This window comes from Mycobacterium sp. IS-1264, assembly GCF_001954195.1.
GTDB lineage: Bacteria > Actinomycetota > Actinomycetes > Mycobacteriales > Mycobacteriaceae > Mycobacterium.
Window position 1 is genome coordinate 63,846 of sequence record NZ_MBES01000010.1, and the last position, 18,734, is coordinate 82,579.

Sequence of the window (18,734 nt, forward strand, 5' to 3'; positions counted from 1 at the left end):
TGTCGCCGGTGACCTGCACCAAAGCATATCCATTGAGCCGCGGGCCACAAGGTCGTATTGCTTCTGGGCGGGGCACTACTCCGAATGGTTGGCCGGGTGGTAGGTGCAGATGAGAACGCCGGTGCCGGTCGTGGTGACGGAAATCAGCTCGAGCGCGCGGGCCTGGCCGTCGCTGGGAAACACCCGCTTGCCCCCACCAAGCAGGATCGGCTCGACCATCAGGCGGTACTCATCGACCAGGTCCTGCTCGATCAGCTGCGCGGCCAACGACGCGCTGCCCATCACCTGCAGGGCGGCACCGCGCTGCGCTCGCAGCTGGCGAATGGCGCCGACCGCGTCGTCGGCAGGCAACAGGCGCGAGTTGGGCCAGGTGAGGTCGTCCGGTGTGAGCGTGCGGGACGCCACGTATTTGGGAATCTCGTTCATTCGGTCGGCGAACGGATCACCCGCGCGGTCCGGCCAGGCCGCAGCCATGGTCTGCCAGGTGCGCCGGCCGAACAGTAGGGCCTCCGTGGCGGCCATACTCTCGGTGACGGCCGGGCCCATCGTGGCGGGGTCGAAGTAGGGCATCGACCAGCCGCCGTGCGCAAATCCACCCTCGGTGTCTTCGCCTTGCCCGCCCGGTGCTTGGACGACGCCGTCGAGGCTCATGAAGTCGCTCAGCACGATGCGCATCCGTCACGCCCTTTCGTTTGCTCGGTGCTGTTGGTCGGTGCTCACTGGTGCAGACCGCCGGCGTCAGGAAAATTCATCGCCGCTGAACATGTTGCAGTTCGCGGGTGTCGAAATTGCTTCGGTGCTTCCCAACCGGGGTGTTGCAATGGTTTATTGGCACTAGAACACGTCGTATCGAGGAGTGGTTCATGCCGACCCCCAATCTGCCTGCCGGCTTCGATTTCACCGACCCGGACATCTACGCCGAGCGGCTGCCCGTGGAGGAGTTGGCCGAGATGCGCCGAGTCGCACCGATCTGGTGGAACGAGCAACCCCTTGGCGCGGGCGGGTTCGACGACGGCGGCTTCTGGGTGGTGACCAAGCACAAGGACGTCAAGGAGATCTCGCTGCGCAGCGATATCTTCTCCAGCCTGCAGAAGACGGCCCTGCCCCGCTACAAGGACGGCACGGTCGGCGAACAGGTGGAACGCGGGAAGTTCGTGCTGTTGAACATGGATGCACCGCAACACACCCGGCTGCGCAAGATCATCTCGCGCGCCTTCACTCCCCGGGCGGTCGAGCGGCTGCGCGAAGACCTCGCCGAGCGCGCCCGGCGCATCGTCGAGACCGCGGCGGCCGAAGGATCCGGTGACTTCGTCGAGCAAGTGTCGTGTGAGCTGCCGTTGCAGGCCATCGCCGGCCTGATGGGCGTGCCGCAGGAAGACCGCAAGAAACTTTTCCACTGGTCCAACGAGATGGTCGGCGACCAAGACCCCGAGTTCGCCAACAACGACGCCATCACCGCCTCCGTCGAACTCATCATGTACGGCATGCAGATGGCCGCCGACAGGGCGAAGAACCCCGGCGATGACCTCGTCACCAAGCTGATCGAGGCGGACATCGACGGGCACAAGCTGTCCGACGACGAGTTCGGCTTCTTCGTCATTCTGCTGGCAGTCGCCGGAAACGAGACGACGCGCAACTCCATCACCCAGGGCATGATGGCCTTCACCGATTTCCCCGATCAGTGGGAACTGTTCAAGAAGGAGCGTCCCGCCACCGCGGCAGACGAGATCGTCCGGTGGGCCACGCCGGTCACGTCGTTCCAGCGGACCGCGCTGGAGGACTACGAACTGTCCGGCGTGCAGATCAAAAAGGGCCAGCGGGTCGTGATGTTCTACCGCTCCGCCAATTTCGACGAGGACGTGTTCGACGACCCGTACACCTTCAACATCCTTCGCGACCCCAACCCGCACGTGGGATTCGGCGGCACGGGTGCGCACTACTGCATCGGCGCCAACCTGGCGCGCATGACGATCGACCTGATTTTCAACGCGATCGCCGACGGCATACCGAACCTGGAATCGATCGGCAAACCCGAGCGGCTTCGCTCGGGCTGGCTCAACGGGATCAAGCATTGGCAGGTGGACTACCACACCAACGGCACGGCGAAATCCCCTGTCGCGCACTAGCATCAATCGCATGCCCACGCATCGAGCCGTTCACGTAAAGTCCGCTGGAGCACCGTTAGAACTGGTCGATGTCGAAACCAAGCCGCCGGGCCCCGACGAGGTTCGTCTGACGGTTACCGCGTGTGGCATCTGCGGCACCGACGCACATTTTGTCGCGGGTGGCTTTCCGGGCATGTCGTGGCCGCTGACGCCCGGGCACGAAATCGCCGGCAAAATCGCCGAAATCGGCGATGGCGTGCAGGATTTCGCAATCGGCGATCGCGTCGGGGTGGGATGGTTCGGCGGATGCTGCTACCGCTGCGATCAATGCCGCAAAGGCCGGTTCATTCACTGCGAGAACGGCAAGGTGCCGAGTTGGCAATATCCCGGTGGCTACGCGGAGTCGGTGACCGTGCCGGTCAGCGCGTTGGCCCGAATACCGGCAGAGCTCTCCGACGCCGAGGCCGCCCCTTTGGGTTGTGCCGGAGTGACCACCTACAACGCCCTACGTCACACCAAGGCGCTGCCCGGCGATCGGGTCGCGATACTCGGGGTCGGCGGCCTGGGCCACCTCGGGGTGCAGTTCGCCCGGGCAATGGGATTCGAGACCATCGCGATCAACCGAGGCACCGGCAAAGCCGATGATGCCCGCAAGCTGGGCGCCCATCACTACATCGACTCGACGGCCAGTGACCCCGCCGAGGCGCTGAAGGCCTTGGGCGGCGCGACGGTCGTGCTGGCCACCGCGGGCAACTCGAAGGCCATGGCGGCCACGGTCGGCGGCATACTGCCCCAAGGGGAACTGGTCACCATCGGCGTCACGCCCGAACCGCTGCCCATCAGTCCCGTGCAGCTGATAACGCCGGGCGTCAGCATTGTTGGCCATCCCTCCGGGACGGCCAAGGATGTCGAGGACACGATGCATTTCGCGGTCTTGTCCGGGGTGCGGGCGTGGATCGAGGAGTTACCGCTGTCGCAAGCCGCGGAGGGCTATGCGGCGCTGGAAGGCGGCCGGGCGCACTACCGCACCGTTTTGACAATGTGAACAATGGCGCGGATAGGGTCGGTCCGTGACCGACCGGTGGGCCCTGGACGCATCCGACGGGGAGCTGTTACTTCGTACCGGCGTCAAGGGCAGAGCCGCGCGGATGGGTCATCGGCTCACTATCGCGATGACGCGGTGGCACGCGACGGTGAGCTGGGCCGGTGCCGAGCCCGTCGCCGTCCAGCTCGCGGTCGAGACGGATTCGTTCGAGGTGCTGCGCGGCGAGGGCGGCGTCAAAGGTCTGTCCGGTGCCGAGAAGGCGTTGGTCCGGTCCAACGCGTTGAAGTCGTTGGACGCCGGGCGATTTCCGGAGATCCGATTCGCCGCCGATGCCGCTGCCAATATCGAGGCCATCGTCAAGACCGGCGACGGGTACCGTCTCACCGGCGAGCTGCACATCAATGGAAAGTCGCGAGAGCACGTAATCGACTTGCGCACGGAGGATCTCGGTGATTCGTGGCGAATGTCCGCCGAATCCAAGGTTCGCCAAACCGATTACGGAGTCAAGCCCTATTCGTTGCTGATGGGCTCGGTGCAGGTTGCCGACGACGTGACGGTGTCCTTCGCCGCGGTGCACCCGAAGGGCAAGCGCTTGGATTAAGGCTGGGTCGGCGCGTGCGGACCGGAATCGCCGGTGCCGCCGGGGATGTGCTCGAGCATCCTGGTCAAATACGGCTGTCCATTCGATTCGGGCTGTGGCTCCCCCGGTACGCCTTGCTGTTCGTCCGGCGCGCCCGGCTCCGCAACCGGCTCACCGGCCGGTGCCTTGGAATGAGGGGCAGCCTGCTCGGTTTCGCGGGGCGGTGCGACCGCGGGAGCGACGGCCTCGGCGACTTGCGGCGTGGGTGGGTGCACCGAGTGCTTCGGCCCCGCGGGCTGGGCGCCCGGCGCCAGCTGAATGCCCAGAGCGAGGGAGACCGACGCGACGAAGGTAACCGTGCCGGCGGCCAACGCGGTCATGGCCCCGGCGTAGGACAGCTGCCGACTCCGCTCGGGCGCGGCGGCGGCGGGTTCACTGATGTGCGCGACCAGTTGCTCATCGGTGAAGTCGGTGCTGGACGCCGCGGCGAGAGCCGCTCCCCGCGCCACCGTCACTTGCGCCATGGTTTGCGCGAAAACCGGTACCGGCAAGGCGTTTTCGAGTTGCCATGAGAGCCCGTCGATATCAGTGTCCGCGCCGACGACAACGACTCCGCCCGGACGCCACCCGTTGCGTTCGAACATTCCGCCCAGCCACTGGGTAAGTCCGTCGAAGCCGCCGCGGACATGCTTGACGACTGTTTGGGTCTGGTCGTCATGGGTGTCGACCATGACGACCGTCGCCCACTCATGTTCGAGGATGCAGACCGCGGTCTGGTCGTGACCGATCACAGGCGCGATGGCGCGCGCCAGGGTCTCGACGGCATCAAGCAATCGAACCGGCACCACGTTGTGGAAACCAGCGTCGGTCAGCGCTTCCAACAGCAGGGCGGCCTGCGCGGACGCTTGGTCGTTCCAGGTGACTCCAATGACACGGAGGTGGCGGTCGCCCGCGGCCGCGAGCGCGTTCACCCGCAATACCTCGTCCGCCACCTGCTCCGCGGTGCTTACGGCGCGCACACCGCGTCCCGCTTGCAGCGCCAATTCCCGATGGTCCGCGATGGTGCCGTCTGCGCCATGCCCCTCAGCGAGGACCCACCCTACGGTGGTCGGCGTCAGTGACAGCCCTAGTACCGCGTCCAAATTTGCACCTCGATCGTTCCCGGGCCTCCAACGCCCTCGACCAAACCACCGCGCGCACCAGGAAGTCCGCTGGTGCGGTGATTCGTGAGAGCCGGAACGGACCAGGAGGGGTTGGTCTCCATCGGCTTGCTCCGACAGAGCCTACGCGGTCGGTTCAGGTTCGGCCGCGCCAGTGTGGCATCCCGGACAAACTCGCAGATTGAGCCAGCGTGTCGACTCGCCGCGACAGAAATCGCGGCGAGGGGCGGCATCCGGCTCACTTTTGATTAGACAGCCTTTATGTATTACGCGCTGCCTGGCACTGCTGGCGGTCAGCGAGGTCGGAGGCCCACGGAGCAGCGGTACTTGATTGACAGGGGCTAACCGATATCAAAGCGAGATTACTTCGCGTCCTAATCGACATTTGACCTATTCACACGGTAAATTCTGCGAGGGCACCCGACTACCACACGACTAAGGGGCAGGTATGACAGACGTGAGCGAAAAGATTCGGGCCTGGAGACGGCGGCTATTGGTCGGTGCAGCAGCAGCCGTCACCCTGCCGGGCCTGATCAGTTTTGCCGGGGGGACGGCGACCGCGGGCGCGTTCTCGCGCCCGGGCCTGCCGGTCGAGTACCTGCAAGTTCCGTCCGGGGCGATGGGCCGCGACATCAAGGTCCAATTCCAGAGCGGCGGAAGCGGCTCGCCGGCGGTGTACCTGCTCGACGGCCTGCGCGCGCAGGACGACTACAACGGCTGGGACATCAACACGCCCGCGTTCGAGTGGTACTACAAGTCCGGCCTATCCATCGTCATGCCGGTCGGTGGGCAGTCCAGCTTCTACACCGACTGGTACCGCCCGGCGTGCGGAAAGGCCGGCTGCTCGACCTACAAGTGGGAGACGTTCCTGACCAGCGAGCTGCCGGGGTATCTGTCGTCGCAGAAGGGCGTCAAGCCGAACGGCAGCGCTGCGGTGGGTATCTCGATGGCCGGTGCGTCCGCGATGAACCTGGCGAATTACCACCCGGGCCAATTCGTCTACGCCGGCTCGCTGTCCGGCTACCTCAGCCCGTCCACCGGGCAGGGCTGGATCGGTTTGGCGATGGGCGACGCCGGCGGCTACAAGAAGGAAGACATGTGGGGGCCGGACAACGACCCGGCGTGGCAACGGAACGACCCCTTGGTCAACGTCAACCTGCTCGTCGAACACAACACCCGGCTCTGGGTGTACTGCGGTAACGGAACTCCGAACGAGCTGGGCGGTGCCAACTTGCCGGCGACGTTCCTGGAGAGCAACTTCATGATCGGCGTCAACAAGAAGTTCCAGGACGCCTACAACGCCGCGGGTGGCCACAACGCCGTGTTCAACTTCCCCGCCTACGGAACCCACAGCTGGGAGTACTGGGGAGCGCAGCTCAACGCGATGAAGGGTGACCTGCAGAGCAGCTTGGGCGCGACCCCTGGCGGCGGCGGATAACCCGTCGGAGTCCGAACATCGCTACTGCGCTTGACGCCATCGTCAGGCGCAGTAGCGCGTTAAGGGTCGTTCTGATCGCGGCGCCGGCGGTTCTGGTCGCAACCCTGGCGCCGCAGGCGCGCGGCGACAGCACACTGACCGCGTTGGTCGACGCGGCGGCGCAGCGCTTGCAGCTCGCCGAGCCGGTGGCCGCCGTCAAGTGGCGGACGCACGGCTCCATCGAGGACCCGGGCCGCGCGGAACAAGAACTCACCAAGCTGGGCGCCGAGGCCACCGCCCGGCACGTCGACCCGGACTACGTCACCCAGGTCTTCCGCGACCAGATCCACGCGACCGAGGCAATCGAATACAGCCGGTTCGCGGGATGGAAGCTCGACCCGTCCAACCTGCCGGCCGCTGCGCCCGACCTGCCCGCGTTGCGGGGCGCGATCGACGCCCTCAACCAGACAATGCTGACCCAGATCGCGGCCAACTGGGGCCTGCTGCATTCGCCGGCGTGCGGCCCGCAACTCGACACCGCCAGCAACGGCGTCATCTCGGCGCGCCAGCTCGACGGCGTCGACCGGCAAGCGCTCTCGTTGGCGACGAGCTCGTACTGCCAGGGCTGATTTAGTCATTTCTTACGAATCTCTAAAGCTGCCTTTTGGCTGGTGAGAACCGATTTCGGCTGATAGACGGCCTATCTCGGCCAATTTTCGAATTGGTAACGCTTCGGACACAGCTGCCGAATTGTTTGACATGAGTAAACTCTGCAAGCCTCTCGTCAAGTCCCTGATGGCCGGCGGGTTCGTTGCAGCGTCGCTGACTACTTCAACCGTCGAGGCCAACGCCACCCCCGTCACCCCCAACTGGGATGCGGTGGCGCAGTGCGAATCCGGCGGGAACTGGCAGGCCAACACCGGCAACGGCGAATACGGTGGGCTGCAGTTCAAACCAGCCACCTGGACCAGATACGGCGGCGTCGGTAACCCGGCGGCCGCATCCAGGGAGGAACAGATCGCGGTGGCCAACCGTGTCTTTGCCGACCAGGGCGTCGAGGCATGGCCGAAGTGCGGCGCCGCGTCGGGCCTTCCGATCGGGCTGTATTCGCACCCCGCACAGGGCATCAAACAAATCATCAACGGGATCATTCAGGCGAGCATCCCGCACTGATGGTCGATGACTGCCCATGGTCTATGACCGCGCACAAAGCTGTGTTTGGATCAGGCCATGGAAGGTTCGGCGACAGTACATATGGCGGCGCCCGCGGAAAAGATCTGGGAGCTGATCGCGGATGTCCGCAACACCGGGCGGTTCTCCCCGGAAGTCATTGAGGCAGAGTGGCTCGGCGATGCCGCCGGCCCGACGCTGGGCGCCAAATTCCGCGGCCACGTCCGGCGCAACGAGATAGGCCCGGTGTACTGGACGACGTGCAAGGTGACCGCGTGCGAACCCGGACGTGAGTTCGGCTTCGCGGTCATGCTCGGCGACCGCCCGGTCAACAATTGGCACTACCGATTGGCGCCTTCCGGCGGTGGCACGGACGTCACCGAATCGTTTCGCCTCAACCCGGCGCCATGGCTCGGTGTGTATTGGTTGCTGGGCGGCTTTCTGCGCAAGCGCCGCAACATCCGCGACATGACCAAAACGCTGAACCGCATCAAAGATGTGGTCGAGGCGGGCTAGAGGCGGACTGGGTGAAATCGATCTTTATCACCGGCGCGGGCAGCGGCATGGGCCGCGAGGGCGCAAAGCTCTTCCACGCCAACGGATGGCGGGTCGCCGCGGTGGACCGCAACGGCGACGGCCTGGCGGCCCTGAGCCGGGAACTGGGCGCCGAGCGGCTGTGGACCCGGGTCGTCGACGTGACGGACAAGGCCGCGCTCGACGGCGCGCTGGCCGACTTCTGCGCGGGCAATACCGGCGGCGGACTCGACATGATGTGGAACAACGCCGGCATCGGTGAATCCGGCTGGTTCGAGGACGTGCCGTATGACGCCGCCATGCGCGTGGTGGAGGTCAACTACAAAGCGGTGCTGACCGGGGCCTACGGCGCACTGCCCTACCTCAAGCGGGCGCCGGGCAGCCTGATGTTCACGACGTCGTCGTCGGCGGGCACCTACGGGATGCCGCGCATCGCGGTCTATTCGTCGACCAAGCATGCGGTCAAGGGCCTGACCGAGGCGCTCAGCGTCGAGTGGCAGCGACACGGGGTGCGCGTCGCGGACGTCCTTCCCGGTCTGATCGACACCGCGATCCTGACCACGACGACCAACCACTCCGACGACGGCGGGTCGACGATGTCCGGCGAGGAACTCCGCGCCACCTCGCCAAAAAAGGGCTTGTTCCGGCTGATGCCGGCGACCAGCGTCGCCGACGCCGCGTGGCAGGCTTACCACCACCCGAGGCGCCTGCATTGGTACGTACCCAAGGGCATTCGCTTGATCGACCTGTTCAAGGGCCTGAGCCCCGAGCTCGTGCGAGGCCGCATCGTCAAATCTCTACCCGCGCTGATGCCGAAAACCCCAGGGAAAAAGACCCCAGTGAAGGAGTGAATCCGTGCAGAAACGGGTGATCGCGATCGGTTTGGCCCTTGTCGCCGGCGTCGCCGGATGCTCGCAGGCCCAGACGACGCCACTGCGGGCCGCCCGCCTGACCATCGACGGGACCACGCACAGCGCCCGACCTCCCGCGTGCAGTCAGCTGCAGTCGTACCGGACCATCGAGATCCCCGACCGCGACGGCCACGTGGAAGCGGTAGTACTGCTCAGCGGGTATCGCGTCATTCCCCAGTGGGTGAAAATCCGCAATATCGACGGGTTCACCGGCAGCTTCTGGCAAGGCGGCGTCGGAAGCGCGCACGTCGAACTCACCGACAGGGCGTACACCATCTCCGGCAGCGCCTACGGGATCAACAGCCGCAATCCCAACAAGGTAGTCACAACGGACTTCAAGATCAGCGCCGAGTGCTGAAGCCATGAAGCAGAGATTGCACTGGCTTGCGATGCACGGGTTGATCAGGGGTCTCGCGGCGATCGGGGCCCGACGAGGAGATTTGCAGGGCAGGCTGATCGTCGATCCTAAGGTGGCGGCCGACCCGGTGTCGTTCTACGACGAAGTGCGCGCGCAGGGCCCGCTGGTGAAGTGCCGGGCGAGCCTCATCACTGCCGACCATGCGGTCGCCCATGAATTGCTGCGATCCGACGACTTCCGGGTGCTGATATTCGGATCGAATCTGCCGGCGCCGATGCGATGGCTGGAGCGGCGCGCACGCGACGACCTGCTACATCCATTGCGTGCGCCGTCGTTGCTTGCCGTCGAACCGCCGGACCACACGCGCTACCGCAAGACGGTGTCGGCCGTGTTCACCCCGCGGGCAGTCACCGCGTTGCGGGATCGGGTCGAGCAGACCGCGGCCGATCTCCTGGATGAGCTGGCCGAAGAGCCCGGTGTCGTAGACATTGTTGGACGGTATTGCTCGCGGCTTCCGGTCGCGATCATCAGCGACATCTTGGGCGTACCCGAGCAGGACCGGGGGCGCATCCTGGAATTCGGTGAGTTGGCCGCGCCGAGTCTTGACATCGCATTGCCGTGGCGTCAGTACCGGACCGTGCAGCAGGGAATCGCCGGATTCAACGCCTGGCTCGCGGAGCATCTGCGGCAATTGCGGCGTACCCCGGGCGACAATTTGATGAGCCAGTTGATCCAAACAGCCGAAAGCGGCTCTGCCGAAACATATCTGGATGAGACGGAGCTTCAGGCGATCGCCGGGCTGGTGCTGGCCGCAGGGTTCGAAACCACGGTGAACCTGTTGGGCAATGGGATTCGGATGTTGCTGGACGCGCCCGAGCACCTCGACACGCTGCGGCAGCGTCCGGAGTTGTGGCCCAACGCCGTTGAAGAGATCCTGCGGCTGGAGTCACCAGTGCAGCTCACCGCGCGAGTGGCCCGCAACGACGTCGAGGTGGCGGGCCAGCGGGTCGAGCGTGGGGAGTTGACGGTGGTCTACCTCGCCGCGGCCAACCGGGACCCGTCGGTATTTCCCGACCCGCATCGCTTCGACATCGAACGGCCCAATGCCGGAAAGCATCTCGCGTTCTCCGGTGGCCGCCACTTTTGCCTGGGCGCCGCCCTCGCCCGCGCCGAGGGTGAGGTCGGTCTGCGAACGTTCTTCGACCGCTTCCCCGGCGTGCGGGCGGCGGGTGCCGGAAGCCGGCGTGACACCCGCGTGCTGCGGGGGTGGTCGACGCTGCCGGTGATCCTGGGCCCAGCGCGGTCGATGGCGCGGGTCGACACCTAAGGGCCTCCGGCTAGTGTGCCCATCAGCTCTAGGGGCCGGCATGCCGTCCGGGCCGTGCTGGCCCGGCGTGGCCTGTTCGCCGCCGTTTGGGCCACGATGGCCAAACAGCTGCGACCGCGAAAATCGCACCCCAAATGAACTCCCACTTCGGGAAGCGCGGCGCGAACGCCCAGCCATTAAGCATCCGCACATCCAGCGATGAACCCGCCGGCAGACCCTCGACGTCTCCCCAAATTCGGCCCGTATGTGTCCTGCCGTCCAGGGTCCATGTGCCATGACGGGTGTCCTCTGTGCCACGGCCGCAGCTGACGATCGTCGCTTTGGTCGGTGTGCCGAAGTTGTGCGCGTACACCTGGTAAGCACCGAAGCCGAAGAACATCACCGAAAGCACCGCACCCGCGAGGCTGGCGATCCGATAGGACCTAGTCAGCCGCCGTCGACGGGCATCAAGCAGCTGTGACGCGGCGATCGATTCCGGCGGCGCGGTCAGTCCCGCCGTCGCGTTAGCGGGGTGCTGTGCGACCGAAAACCGCCGACGAGGTCGGTGCGATCTCCTCGGCGAGGCAGCGCCGCAACGGCGTCACCCGCTGAGTATCCGCCGTAAAGCCGCGGTTGACATCCGCCCGGCGACCGGGTTTATTGGCCGCTATGACAGAGGCTTCTATGATCGCGGTCGAGGACGTCGTCAGCGGGCTGTGGCAGGCGCTTTCGCGGCGCGATTGGGACGCGGTGAAGACGTTCCTGGCAGACGACTGCCTGTACGCCGACATGCCGGTCCCCGCGTTGTCGGCGCGGGGTCCCGACAACATCGTGAAACGGCTGAAAATGGGGCTCGAGCCGCTTGCGGGCTACGAGAACCATGACGGGCTGCTGGTATCCAACGGCCCCGATGCCATCTACGAGCATTCGGAGACTTGGACTTTCGCGACGGGCGAGCGCGGCGTGTTGAGGTTCGTCACGGTCCACAAAGTCATCGACGGGAAAATTACTGTCTGGAAAGACTATTGGGACATGAACAGCCTCGTCAGCTTCGCGCCGCCCAACCACTTCGAGGGTCTTGCCGGGGACACCAGCTGGGTGTTCGACGCGACCGGCCTCGTCTGAGCGGTTACCGGTTGGTGGATAGCGCGTGAACTTTGTCGATTGAGGGTGTGGCCGGCGGCGATAGGGGCTATTAGTCGTCCGTGAGTCGTTAAAGGGGATAGCGGCTTTCAAAGAGGTTGGGCCGCGGCCACTGCCAGCGAATGCTGCCAGCGCTGCCTGCGGCGACAATGGGGGAAATCCATATATGGCTATTCGCTTGATCGTGGCTGTCATGGTAGCGGTGCTGGGCCCGTTCGCGGCGGTACCGACCGCTCACGCCGATACCAACGACGACAAATTTCTCAAAGCGCTCAAGTCCGAGGGCATCACCGATCACGTATCGGCCAATCACGCGATCGAGGCCGGTCACATGGTTTGTCAGAAACTCGACCAGGGCATGACGCCCAACCAGGTGGCGGCCGACGTGCTGAACAGCAGCAGCATGCCCGCCTATCATTCCGGCTACTTCGTCGGGGTGAGCATCAAGGAATATTGCCCGCAGTACACCCCGAAGGGCAGCTAAAGGACGGCTAAGAAGGCAGCTGAGAGGACAGCTAAGAAGGCAGCTAGCCTTCGATGAGCCCCTTGAGGCATTTCAGCGTGGCGGACAGGTTGCGCCCGACCTGACGTACCGCGATCCGGTCGGCGATGTAGCCCAATATGCCGCCGGGCGCCTGATACGAGAGCCGGAACGTCACCCTCGTCTTGCCCTCCCCGCTGTCGCGCAGCCGGATTCGCCCGCGCAGGTTGACCCCGGTGATGCCGACCCAAGCCAAGTCGCGACGGTCGTCGAACTCGACCACCTCGACCAGGCCGCCGACGGGAACCGAGCCGATCTTCCAGTGCACGGTGTAGCGCGCGCCGACCCCGCTGCGCTGCTCGCCCGACGTCTCCCAGCGTTCGAGGCTCGTCATGAACGACGGGTAGCAGTCCGGGTCGCTGACGATCTTCCAGACCGTGTCGCGGTCCGCGTTGATCACGCATCGGCGTTCGACGCGCATCAGCCGATCACCGGAAATCGGCGTTTGGCGGCCAAGCGGTCGACGCCGCCCTGCAGGCTGGCTATCACCTTGTCGTGCACCGCCTGGTCGTCGCCGTCGACCTCGATCGGTTCCTGCACCTCGATCGCGATCTTGGTGGGCAGCGGGATGTGGCCGGCGAGGTCGCTGATGTTCAGCCCCCACGGCAGCGCCAGCGATATCGGAATGCTCTTGAGCCGCAACAACTTATCCGTCATCAGCAGCTTGGCCAGCCACTGACCTCGATCGAGGAACAGCGCGCTCTCCTGGCCGCCGACGCTGGCGACGGGCACGATGGGCACTCCCGCCTCGCGGGCCAGCCGCACGTAACCCATGCGCCCGCCGAAGTCGACCGTGTGGCGCTCCCACGACGGCCGGAACACCTCGTAGTCGCCGCCGGGATAGACCAGCAGCGCCGCTCCGGACTCCAGTGCCAGCCGGGCGTTCTCGTGGTTCGCGGCGACGGTGCCGAATTTGCGCAGCCACCCCAGCGGCGGTGCGGAGACGACGAGGTTGTGCGCCAGCTGGTAGAAGGGTCGTTCAACCCCGAAGTACGAGCAGAACGCGAGCGTGAAGACGAATGTGTCGGGCGGCACGTTGCCGCCGCTGTGGTTGCCGACCAGCAGCACGGGGCCCTCGGGCGGAATTCGATCCAGGCCCCGCACGTCGGCCCTGAAGTACAGCGACGCCAGCAGCCAGGTGCCGGGCAGCTGGTCGCGGATGTAGTCGGGATCGCGCTGGTCGAGGTCGGCCTTGGGCACGCGCGACACCACTTGGTGGCGCGCCCACTCCAAGACATCCCCCAGGGTCGCCATAACGGCAGGGGTACCCCGGTCTCACCGGGGGTCAAACGCGGTAGATGCGGGCGGCGTTCTCGTGGGCGATCAGGCCGACCACCCGGATCGCATCGACCTCGCTCCAGTCCCCTTGGGCGACGAATTCGCTCAACACGCGATGAATGCCCTTGCGCCACAAGGCCGCACCGAGAAAATGCAATTCCGCGGGGCCGAACCCATCCGAGGAATACAGAATTCTGCGGAAGGGCGCCATCTCCAGCGTCCGCGCGATGAACGCCGGCGATCGTGCCCCCAGGTGGTTCACGCTCAGCCCGCCGTCCAGGTAGACGTTGTTGAACGCCTGGGCCAGGTAGCCGGCCTCGCGCTCGTAGGGATAGCAGTGCAGCAGCACGATCGGGGTGTCGCCGGCCTGCCGCAGGAAGTCGAGCAGATACAGCGGGTTGGCCTTGTGCAGATCGCAGTCCCGGTCGCCGAAGCCGACGTGGAATTGCAGCGGCTTGCCGACCCGCAGCGCCTGATGCAACCCGAAGCGCAGCAGGACGCGGTCTTGCAGCCGCACGCCGCCGCGATCGCGCCAACGGCCGGCGGCCGCGGCCACCTCCGCGGGCGAGGGCTCGCTCAAGTCGCCGTCGAACCCGCCCCGGTAGGCCAGGATGGACTTGGCACCTACGGCCGTGGCCATTCGCCGCTGCAGGATCTCCTCGAACGCCGACGCGTAGTCGCCGGGTGCTTGCGCGGCCTGCTCGGCCACTTGCTCGAGCCGAACGATCTCGTGAGCTCGGGCGCCGGAAAGCGCGCTCACCTTGTCGACGTCCGCGACGTCGGCGCCGATCCCGGTGTCCACCAGCCAGTCGCTCACCCCGGCAGCCCGCAGGAAGAGCCGGGCCAGCTCGTCCTCGGTAAACTGGCTGCGGCGTTCCCAATATGCTTGGGGTTCGGGGTGTTTGGGCAACCCCAGGATGGGGGCGCAGTGGCTACGCACGGCGAAGCCGAGTTGCGAGTCGAAACCCGGATACGTGAGCGCGTCGGTGTTGGCCTCGTTGAGCGCGTTCTCGAAGCGTGCCCGGTCCCCCGGCGCCAACCAGCACCCGTGGACGTGCTGATCGATCAACGGCACTTGGCCGATCTGCTGCGCCAGATCCGACGGATCGGACACCGTCACAGGCTCCAGGCCATCCGAAACTTGTCCGCCAGCCGCTCGGCGTCCAGGGTGCCGTACCGCTCATGCTCCAGACGTCGGATCGCGACGACCATGTCGACGGCGGCATCGCCCAAGATGCCACGCAACAGCTTCGAATTATCCAGTGCGGCAATCGCTTCCATCTGATCCTCGGCAAGCCGCAGCACACCGATGCGCTTGCGCTCCGAGGCGGACAGTTTTGCCGGATCTACCGTCGCTTCCGGCGGCAGTGTCGCGTCGCGGCGGATCCCGTCGAGGGCCAGCCCAAGAATCGCCGCCGACGCAAGGTAGGGATTCGCGGAGGGGTCGACGATCTTCACCTCGACATTGCCTCCGTGCGCGCTGCCCGGGCCGCCCTTGATGAACCGCACTGCGGCCTCGCGGTTCTCGGTGCCCCAGCACACATGGGCGCCGGCCCAGTTACCGGGCCGCATCCTTAGGCCGGACACGATCGATCCGCATAGCACCCCCTGCGCCTCCGGCAGCCCGCTGATCACCCCGGCTACCGCGCTCTCCCCCGCCGGTGTCATGCCGGCGGCCCCGGTCCCGTCGGAGAACAGCGGTCCGTCGGGCGTGATCAGCGAGAAGTGCTGGTGTGCACCGGATCCGACGCTGCCGGCAAACGGGGCCGGCGACAGGCTGACGCGCAGCCCATGGCGGCGGGCTGCCCGGCCGATGATAATCCGGGCCACCACCAGCTGGTCGGCCGCGGCCACCGGCGGTAGCGGGGACAACGACATCTCGAATTGGTTGGCGCCGGATTCGGGGTGAAACTGCTCGATCCCGACGCCGGCGGTGCTCGCCGTCGCGATGACATCACGGACGAAAGCTTCGTGCTCGAGCACGCCGGCAAGGCCGTACTGCGCCCACAACACCGACGGGAGCCGCGCACCGTCGGGCTCGACCAATAAGAACTCGATTTCGTGGCCGATGGCCGCCTCGATGCCCGCCTCGGTGAGTGCGGCCTCGATTCGCGTCAGCGTTCCGCGGCTGCATCCGGGAACGGGTTTGCCGTCCTGTTCGAAGAACGCGGCCGGCGCCCACGCCAACCCGTCGCCGATGATGCGCAGCGCCGACAGGTCGATGCGGAGACGCTGATCGCCCACCACGCCGACGTCGTCGGTGAAGGCGATGCCGGTCTGGTCGATGGCGAACGCGTGCCAGGTTGGACTGGCACCCAGGCCTGGGTCGGCGAATGTGTTGGTCCGCCGGATCGGCACCGTTTTGGCCTGCGTGAGCCCGGCCGGGTTCACCACGGTGCCGATGACGGTGTCGACCCCCTCGCCCTCGAGCTGGGCGATCGCCGCGGCGGCAAGCGGTGTGGCTGTCATAGCAAGGGTGTCCTTCATGCCCGCGAAACATAAACGGCTGCGACGCTTTTCGGCGTGTCGTGGCTGACGTTTATGTGTCGCGGAGCAATTGAGCGCGTCGGCGCGTGCCGGTCAGGCGCGGCTGGGCAAGGTCAGCTTGCAGGCCTGGCCGATATCGAGGGTGCGTAAGACTCTCCCCATTCCGATCCAGAGCCCGCACGAGATCGCGAGGTCGGCGAGCAATTCCTCGGAGAAGTGCTCGCGGGCGCGGCTCCAGAAGTCTTCATCCTCGCGGAGCTTCGTGTGCTCGGTGGCGAAGCGGTAAGCGAATTCGGCCGCCAGCCGCTCCTGTTCGCTGTAGCCGGGCCAAGTACGCCACTCCGCAGCGTGGTAGTAGAGCTGCTCGTCGACACCTTCTGCGGGGCCGTCGGCGTCGCGCGTGTTGAGGCAGACAATGCACTCGTTGTTGTGCGCGATCACCGCGCGGGCCAGCTCGCGGGTGCGTAGCGGCAGCCGGTTCTTGGTGTAGACCGCTTGGCTGAATTTAGCCATGGCGCCGCCAAGGTCAGGCGATTTCGTGGCCCAGCTGTAGACGTCGTCGTCCGCGAAGGTTCCGATTCGGCTCATGGCGTGATGGTACGCCCTAGCCCGTTTGCGGTATGGCGATCGTCGGCTGTTCGTCGTGCCACTCGCGTTGTGCCAGAACCCGATGCGCGATGCGTTCCATGGCGGCCTCCACTTGGCGGCGGTCCGGCCTGCCCTCGAAACTCGGTGAACGGGCCAGCTTGTCGAGTATCCAGGCCACCAGCAGCGAATACACGTAATCGACATGCTGGACGCCGGATTGGGTCAACCACATTTGGTCGCCGTCGCCCTGCACCAAACCGCCGGCGACGAGGCGGCCGAAGGTGGGCTCCAGCACCTCGAAAGGGATCCGCAGCGTGTCGGCGATGTCGGTGAGCCGGGCCGCCCCGTATATCTGCTGATAGCGGTAGATCCGCAGGACGCCCCACAACCCGGCGACGTCGAGCCGGCAGTCGGGCCTCATGGCGATGCTGCGCAGCCGCATGCCGGGAGCGCCCCGCAGCAGCCGGCCGATCGCGGTCTCCAGCATCTCGTCTGGCGATTGGCTGGTGGGCATGGCGAACGCCTCGCCGATGTCGCCGCGGTTGTTGCCGATCCCCCGCAGCGGCACTTCGCGCAGAAACAGCGCTAGGACAAACCCGACCAGTGCGACCGGCACCGCCCAGAGGAACACCCGGGTGAGCGAGTCGGCATAGGCGGCCACGATCGGGGCCGCCATCGAGTGCGGCAGCCGGTGCAGGGCCGCCGGCGAGGCGGCCGCTGCGGCGGGCGCGTGGCTGGCGGCCAGCGCCGGACCGATCCGGCTGTGCAGGAAGTTGTTGAACAGCGAGCCGAAGATGGCCGCGCCGAACGAACTGCCGATCGTGCGGAAGAAGGTGACGCCCGAGGTGGCGACGCCGAGGTCGTCGAAGCTCGAGGTGTTCTGGACGATCAGGACCAGGGTCTGCATGCACATCCCGATCCCCGCGCCGAGGATGACCAGGAATACCGACTGCACCACGGTCGATGTCGACGGGTCCATCCGCGACATCAGGAAAAACGCCACCGCCATCACCGCGGTGCCCGCGACCGGAAAGATCTTGTATCTGCCCGTGCGGCCGACCAGGGCGCCGCTGCCCATCGAGGTGGTCAGCATGCCCACCACCATCGGCAGCGTGCGCAGGCCCGACGTCGTCGCCGAGACGCCGTCCACGAACTGCATGTAGGTCGGCAGGAATGTCAGCGCGCCCAGCATCGCGAACCCGACCACGAACGAGAGCACGCAGCACACCGTGAACACCGGGCTGCCGAATAGCCGGGTCGGCAGAATCGGCGCGGCGACGCGGCTTTCCACCCAGACGAAGATCCCCAGGGCCACCGCGGAACCCGCGAACAACCCGACGATCGTCGCCGAGCCCCACGGGTACGTGGTGCCGCCCCAGCTGGTGGCCAGGGTCAGGCCCGAGGCGCCCAGGCCGACCAACAGGATCCCGGTGTAGTCGATGACCGGTTTGGTGCGCTCGGACAGCGCCGGGATGGCCGCCGCGGCGACGAAGAAAACCACGATCGAAATGGGCACGTTGATCCAGAAAGCCCAGCGCCAGGTCAAGTGATCGGTGAAGTACCCGCCGAGCAGCGGCCCGATCACGGTGGTGACGCCGAATACCGCGCCCATCGCGCCCTGGTAGCGGCCGCGATCCCGGAGCGGAATCACTTCGCCGATCAATGCCATGGCGGTCACCATGAGCCCGCCGCCGCCGATGCCCTGCAGCGCGCGCGACGCGACCAGCATCCCCATCGAAGTCGAAAGGCCGCAGAGCACCGACCCGGCGACGAAGAACACGACGGCCGCCTGGAAGACCCTCTTGCGGCCGAACAGGTCGCCGAACTTGCCGACCAGCGCGGTCATGATGGTCGACGCAAGCAGGTAGCTCGTGACAATCCACGACTGATGGCCCGCCCCACCGAGATTGGCGACGATGGTCGGCAGCGCGGTCGCCACGATCGTCTGGTCCAGCGCGGCCATCAGCATGCCGAGCAAGACCGCCACGAAGATGAAATTCCGTCGCTGTGGATCGACCGCGACGTCGGGTGCATGCTCGGCGGCTGGGCTGGCCGGGATCGCTGATGGTGTCGTCCTCGTCATGCCTGCCTTCCCGTCGTTCGATGCTTAG

At 66.0% G+C, this 18,734-nt stretch carries 20 protein-coding genes; 12 read left to right on the forward strand and 8 right to left on the reverse strand.

The features are described from left to right. Positions 1 to 75: 75 nt before the first annotated feature. The gene (locus A5744_RS02260; RefSeq protein WP_076057980.1) at positions 76 to 675 is read right to left on the reverse strand and encodes a dihydrofolate reductase family protein; all 600 of its coding nucleotides are present in this window, start codon (positions 673 to 675) and stop codon (positions 76 to 78) included. 188 nt (positions 676 to 863) lie between these two features. Between A5744_RS02260 and A5744_RS02265 the strand changes: the two genes are divergently transcribed. Genes A5744_RS02265 through A5744_RS02275 form a run of 3 tightly spaced genes read left to right on the forward strand, consistent with a single transcriptional unit; the run spans position 864 to position 3,751 of the window. Continuing rightward, positions 864 to 2,126: a cytochrome P450 gene (locus tag A5744_RS02265; protein ID WP_076057981.1), complete on the forward strand. Its 1,263-nt coding sequence runs from the start codon at positions 864 to 866 to the stop codon at positions 2,124 to 2,126. Positions 2,127 to 2,136: 10 nt separating this feature from the next. After that, positions 2,137 to 3,150 (forward strand): alcohol dehydrogenase, encoded by a 1,014-nt coding sequence (locus A5744_RS02270; RefSeq protein WP_076057982.1) that lies wholly within the window; start codon positions 2,137 to 2,139, stop codon positions 3,148 to 3,150. A 25-nt stretch (positions 3,151 to 3,175) separates the two neighbouring features. Then, complete coding sequence (locus A5744_RS02275; protein WP_076057983.1) at positions 3,176 to 3,751, forward strand: YceI family protein; 576 nt, start codon at positions 3,176 to 3,178, stop codon at positions 3,749 to 3,751. Here A5744_RS02275 and A5744_RS02280 read toward each other — a convergent pair. Further along, positions 3,748 to 4,872, reverse strand: a complete 1,125-nt coding sequence (locus A5744_RS02280) for a hypothetical protein (RefSeq protein WP_076057984.1) — start codon at positions 4,870 to 4,872, stop codon at positions 3,748 to 3,750. The two genes, A5744_RS02275 and A5744_RS02280, sit on opposite strands and share 4 nt — an antisense overlap. A gap of 466 nt (positions 4,873 to 5,338) precedes the next feature. Here A5744_RS02280 and A5744_RS02285 point away from each other — a divergent pair, with 466 nt between their 5' ends. The 9 genes from A5744_RS02285 (at position 5,339) to A5744_RS02325 (ending at position 12,213) form a co-directional block, all read left to right on the forward strand. Then, entirely contained in the window at positions 5,339 to 6,328 is a 990-nt protein-coding gene (locus A5744_RS02285; protein WP_076057985.1) for an alpha/beta hydrolase family protein, read from the forward strand. A 38-nt stretch (positions 6,329 to 6,366) separates the two neighbouring features. Next, a complete protein-coding gene (locus A5744_RS02290; protein WP_076057986.1) occupies positions 6,367 to 6,936 on the forward strand; it encodes a chorismate mutase in 570 nt (189 codons plus the stop codon). A 130-nt stretch (positions 6,937 to 7,066) separates the two neighbouring features. Then, on the forward strand, positions 7,067 to 7,480 hold the full coding sequence (locus A5744_RS02295; RefSeq protein WP_076057987.1) for a transglycosylase family protein: 414 nt from the start codon (positions 7,067 to 7,069) through the stop codon (positions 7,478 to 7,480). A 39-nt stretch (positions 7,481 to 7,519) separates the two neighbouring features. After that, positions 7,520 to 7,993 carry an SRPBCC family protein gene (locus A5744_RS02300; RefSeq protein ID WP_170874407.1) on the forward strand — a complete coding sequence of 158 codons (474 nt, stop codon included), beginning with the start codon at positions 7,520 to 7,522 and terminating at the stop codon, positions 7,991 to 7,993. Between the two features lie 11 nt (positions 7,994 to 8,004). Beyond that, on the forward strand, positions 8,005 to 8,862 hold the full coding sequence (locus A5744_RS02305) for an SDR family oxidoreductase (RefSeq protein WP_076057989.1): 858 nt from the start codon (positions 8,005 to 8,007) through the stop codon (positions 8,860 to 8,862). A 4-nt stretch (positions 8,863 to 8,866) separates the two neighbouring features. After that, positions 8,867 to 9,280, forward strand: coding sequence for a lipoprotein LpqH (locus A5744_RS02310; protein ID WP_076057990.1), 414 nt, complete (start codon positions 8,867 to 8,869; stop codon positions 9,278 to 9,280). A 4-nt stretch (positions 9,281 to 9,284) separates the two neighbouring features. Beyond that, complete coding sequence (locus A5744_RS02315; protein ID WP_076057991.1) at positions 9,285 to 10,607, forward strand: cytochrome P450; 1,323 nt, start codon at positions 9,285 to 9,287, stop codon at positions 10,605 to 10,607. 663 nt (positions 10,608 to 11,270) lie between these two features. Beyond that, complete coding sequence (locus A5744_RS02320) at positions 11,271 to 11,711, forward strand: nuclear transport factor 2 family protein (protein WP_076057992.1); 441 nt, start codon at positions 11,271 to 11,273, stop codon at positions 11,709 to 11,711. A gap of 211 nt (positions 11,712 to 11,922) precedes the next feature. Beyond that, a complete protein-coding gene (locus A5744_RS02325) occupies positions 11,923 to 12,213 on the forward strand; it encodes a DUF732 domain-containing protein (protein ID WP_240562941.1) in 291 nt (96 codons plus the stop codon). A 43-nt stretch (positions 12,214 to 12,256) separates the two neighbouring features. On the opposite strand, the gene A5744_RS02330 is transcribed toward A5744_RS02325, so the two are convergent. The 6 genes from A5744_RS02330 to A5744_RS02355 form a co-directional block, all read right to left on the reverse strand. After that, positions 12,257 to 12,691: an SRPBCC family protein gene (locus A5744_RS02330; RefSeq protein WP_076057994.1), complete on the reverse strand. Its 435-nt coding sequence runs from the start codon at positions 12,689 to 12,691 to the stop codon at positions 12,257 to 12,259. Next, positions 12,691 to 13,524, reverse strand: coding sequence for a lysophospholipid acyltransferase family protein (locus A5744_RS02335; RefSeq protein ID WP_076057995.1), 834 nt, complete (start codon positions 13,522 to 13,524; stop codon positions 12,691 to 12,693). The genes A5744_RS02330 and A5744_RS02335 overlap by 1 nt, the downstream gene beginning before the upstream one ends. Before the next feature lie 31 nt (positions 13,525 to 13,555). Beyond that, a complete protein-coding gene (locus A5744_RS02340; protein WP_076057996.1) occupies positions 13,556 to 14,668 on the reverse strand; it encodes an amidohydrolase family protein in 1,113 nt (370 codons plus the stop codon). Next, positions 14,665 to 16,017, reverse strand: coding sequence for a glutamine synthetase family protein (locus A5744_RS02345; protein ID WP_076057997.1), 1,353 nt, complete (start codon positions 16,015 to 16,017; stop codon positions 14,665 to 14,667). Before A5744_RS02345 ends, A5744_RS02340 begins: the two co-directional genes overlap by 4 nt. Before the next feature lie 111 nt (positions 16,018 to 16,128). Then, the gene (locus tag A5744_RS02350; RefSeq protein ID WP_076057998.1) at positions 16,129 to 16,623 is read right to left on the reverse strand and encodes a carboxymuconolactone decarboxylase family protein; all 495 of its coding nucleotides are present in this window, start codon (positions 16,621 to 16,623) and stop codon (positions 16,129 to 16,131) included. Between the two features lie 16 nt (positions 16,624 to 16,639). Beyond that, entirely contained in the window at positions 16,640 to 18,706 is a 2,067-nt protein-coding gene (locus A5744_RS02355; RefSeq protein WP_076057999.1) for an MDR family MFS transporter, read from the reverse strand. Positions 18,707 to 18,734 lie beyond the last annotated feature (28 nt).

Excerpts from the sequence above, each read along its gene's own strand:
- A5744_RS02260 (WP_076057980.1), bottom strand. The coding sequence starts at position 675 with ATGCGCATCGTGCTGAGCGACTTCATGAGCCTCGACGGCGTCGTCCAA.
- A5744_RS02265 (WP_076057981.1), top strand. The coding sequence starts at position 864 with ATGCCGACCCCCAATCTGCCTGCCGGCTTCGATTTCACCGACCCGGAC.
- A5744_RS02270 (WP_076057982.1), top strand. The coding sequence starts at position 2,137 with ATGCCCACGCATCGAGCCGTTCACGTAAAGTCCGCTGGAGCACCGTTA.
- A5744_RS02285 (WP_076057985.1), top strand. The coding sequence starts at position 5,339 with ATGACAGACGTGAGCGAAAAGATTCGGGCCTGGAGACGGCGGCTATTG.
- A5744_RS02295 (WP_076057987.1), top strand. The coding sequence starts at position 7,067 with ATGAGTAAACTCTGCAAGCCTCTCGTCAAGTCCCTGATGGCCGGCGGG.
- A5744_RS02315 (WP_076057991.1), top strand. The coding sequence starts at position 9,285 with ATGAAGCAGAGATTGCACTGGCTTGCGATGCACGGGTTGATCAGGGGT.
- A5744_RS02320 (WP_076057992.1), top strand. The coding sequence starts at position 11,271 with ATGATCGCGGTCGAGGACGTCGTCAGCGGGCTGTGGCAGGCGCTTTCG.
- A5744_RS02325 (WP_240562941.1), top strand. The coding sequence starts at position 11,923 with ATGGTAGCGGTGCTGGGCCCGTTCGCGGCGGTACCGACCGCTCACGCC.
- A5744_RS02330 (WP_076057994.1), bottom strand. The coding sequence starts at position 12,691 with ATGCGCGTCGAACGCCGATGCGTGATCAACGCGGACCGCGACACGGTC.
- A5744_RS02335 (WP_076057995.1), bottom strand. The coding sequence starts at position 13,524 with ATGGCGACCCTGGGGGATGTCTTGGAGTGGGCGCGCCACCAAGTGGTG.
- A5744_RS02345 (WP_076057997.1), bottom strand. The coding sequence starts at position 16,017 with ATGACAGCCACACCGCTTGCCGCCGCGGCGATCGCCCAGCTCGAGGGC.
- A5744_RS02350 (WP_076057998.1), bottom strand. The coding sequence starts at position 16,623 with ATGAGCCGAATCGGAACCTTCGCGGACGACGACGTCTACAGCTGGGCC.
- A5744_RS02355 (WP_076057999.1), bottom strand. The coding sequence starts at position 18,706 with ATGACGAGGACGACACCATCAGCGATCCCGGCCAGCCCAGCCGCCGAG.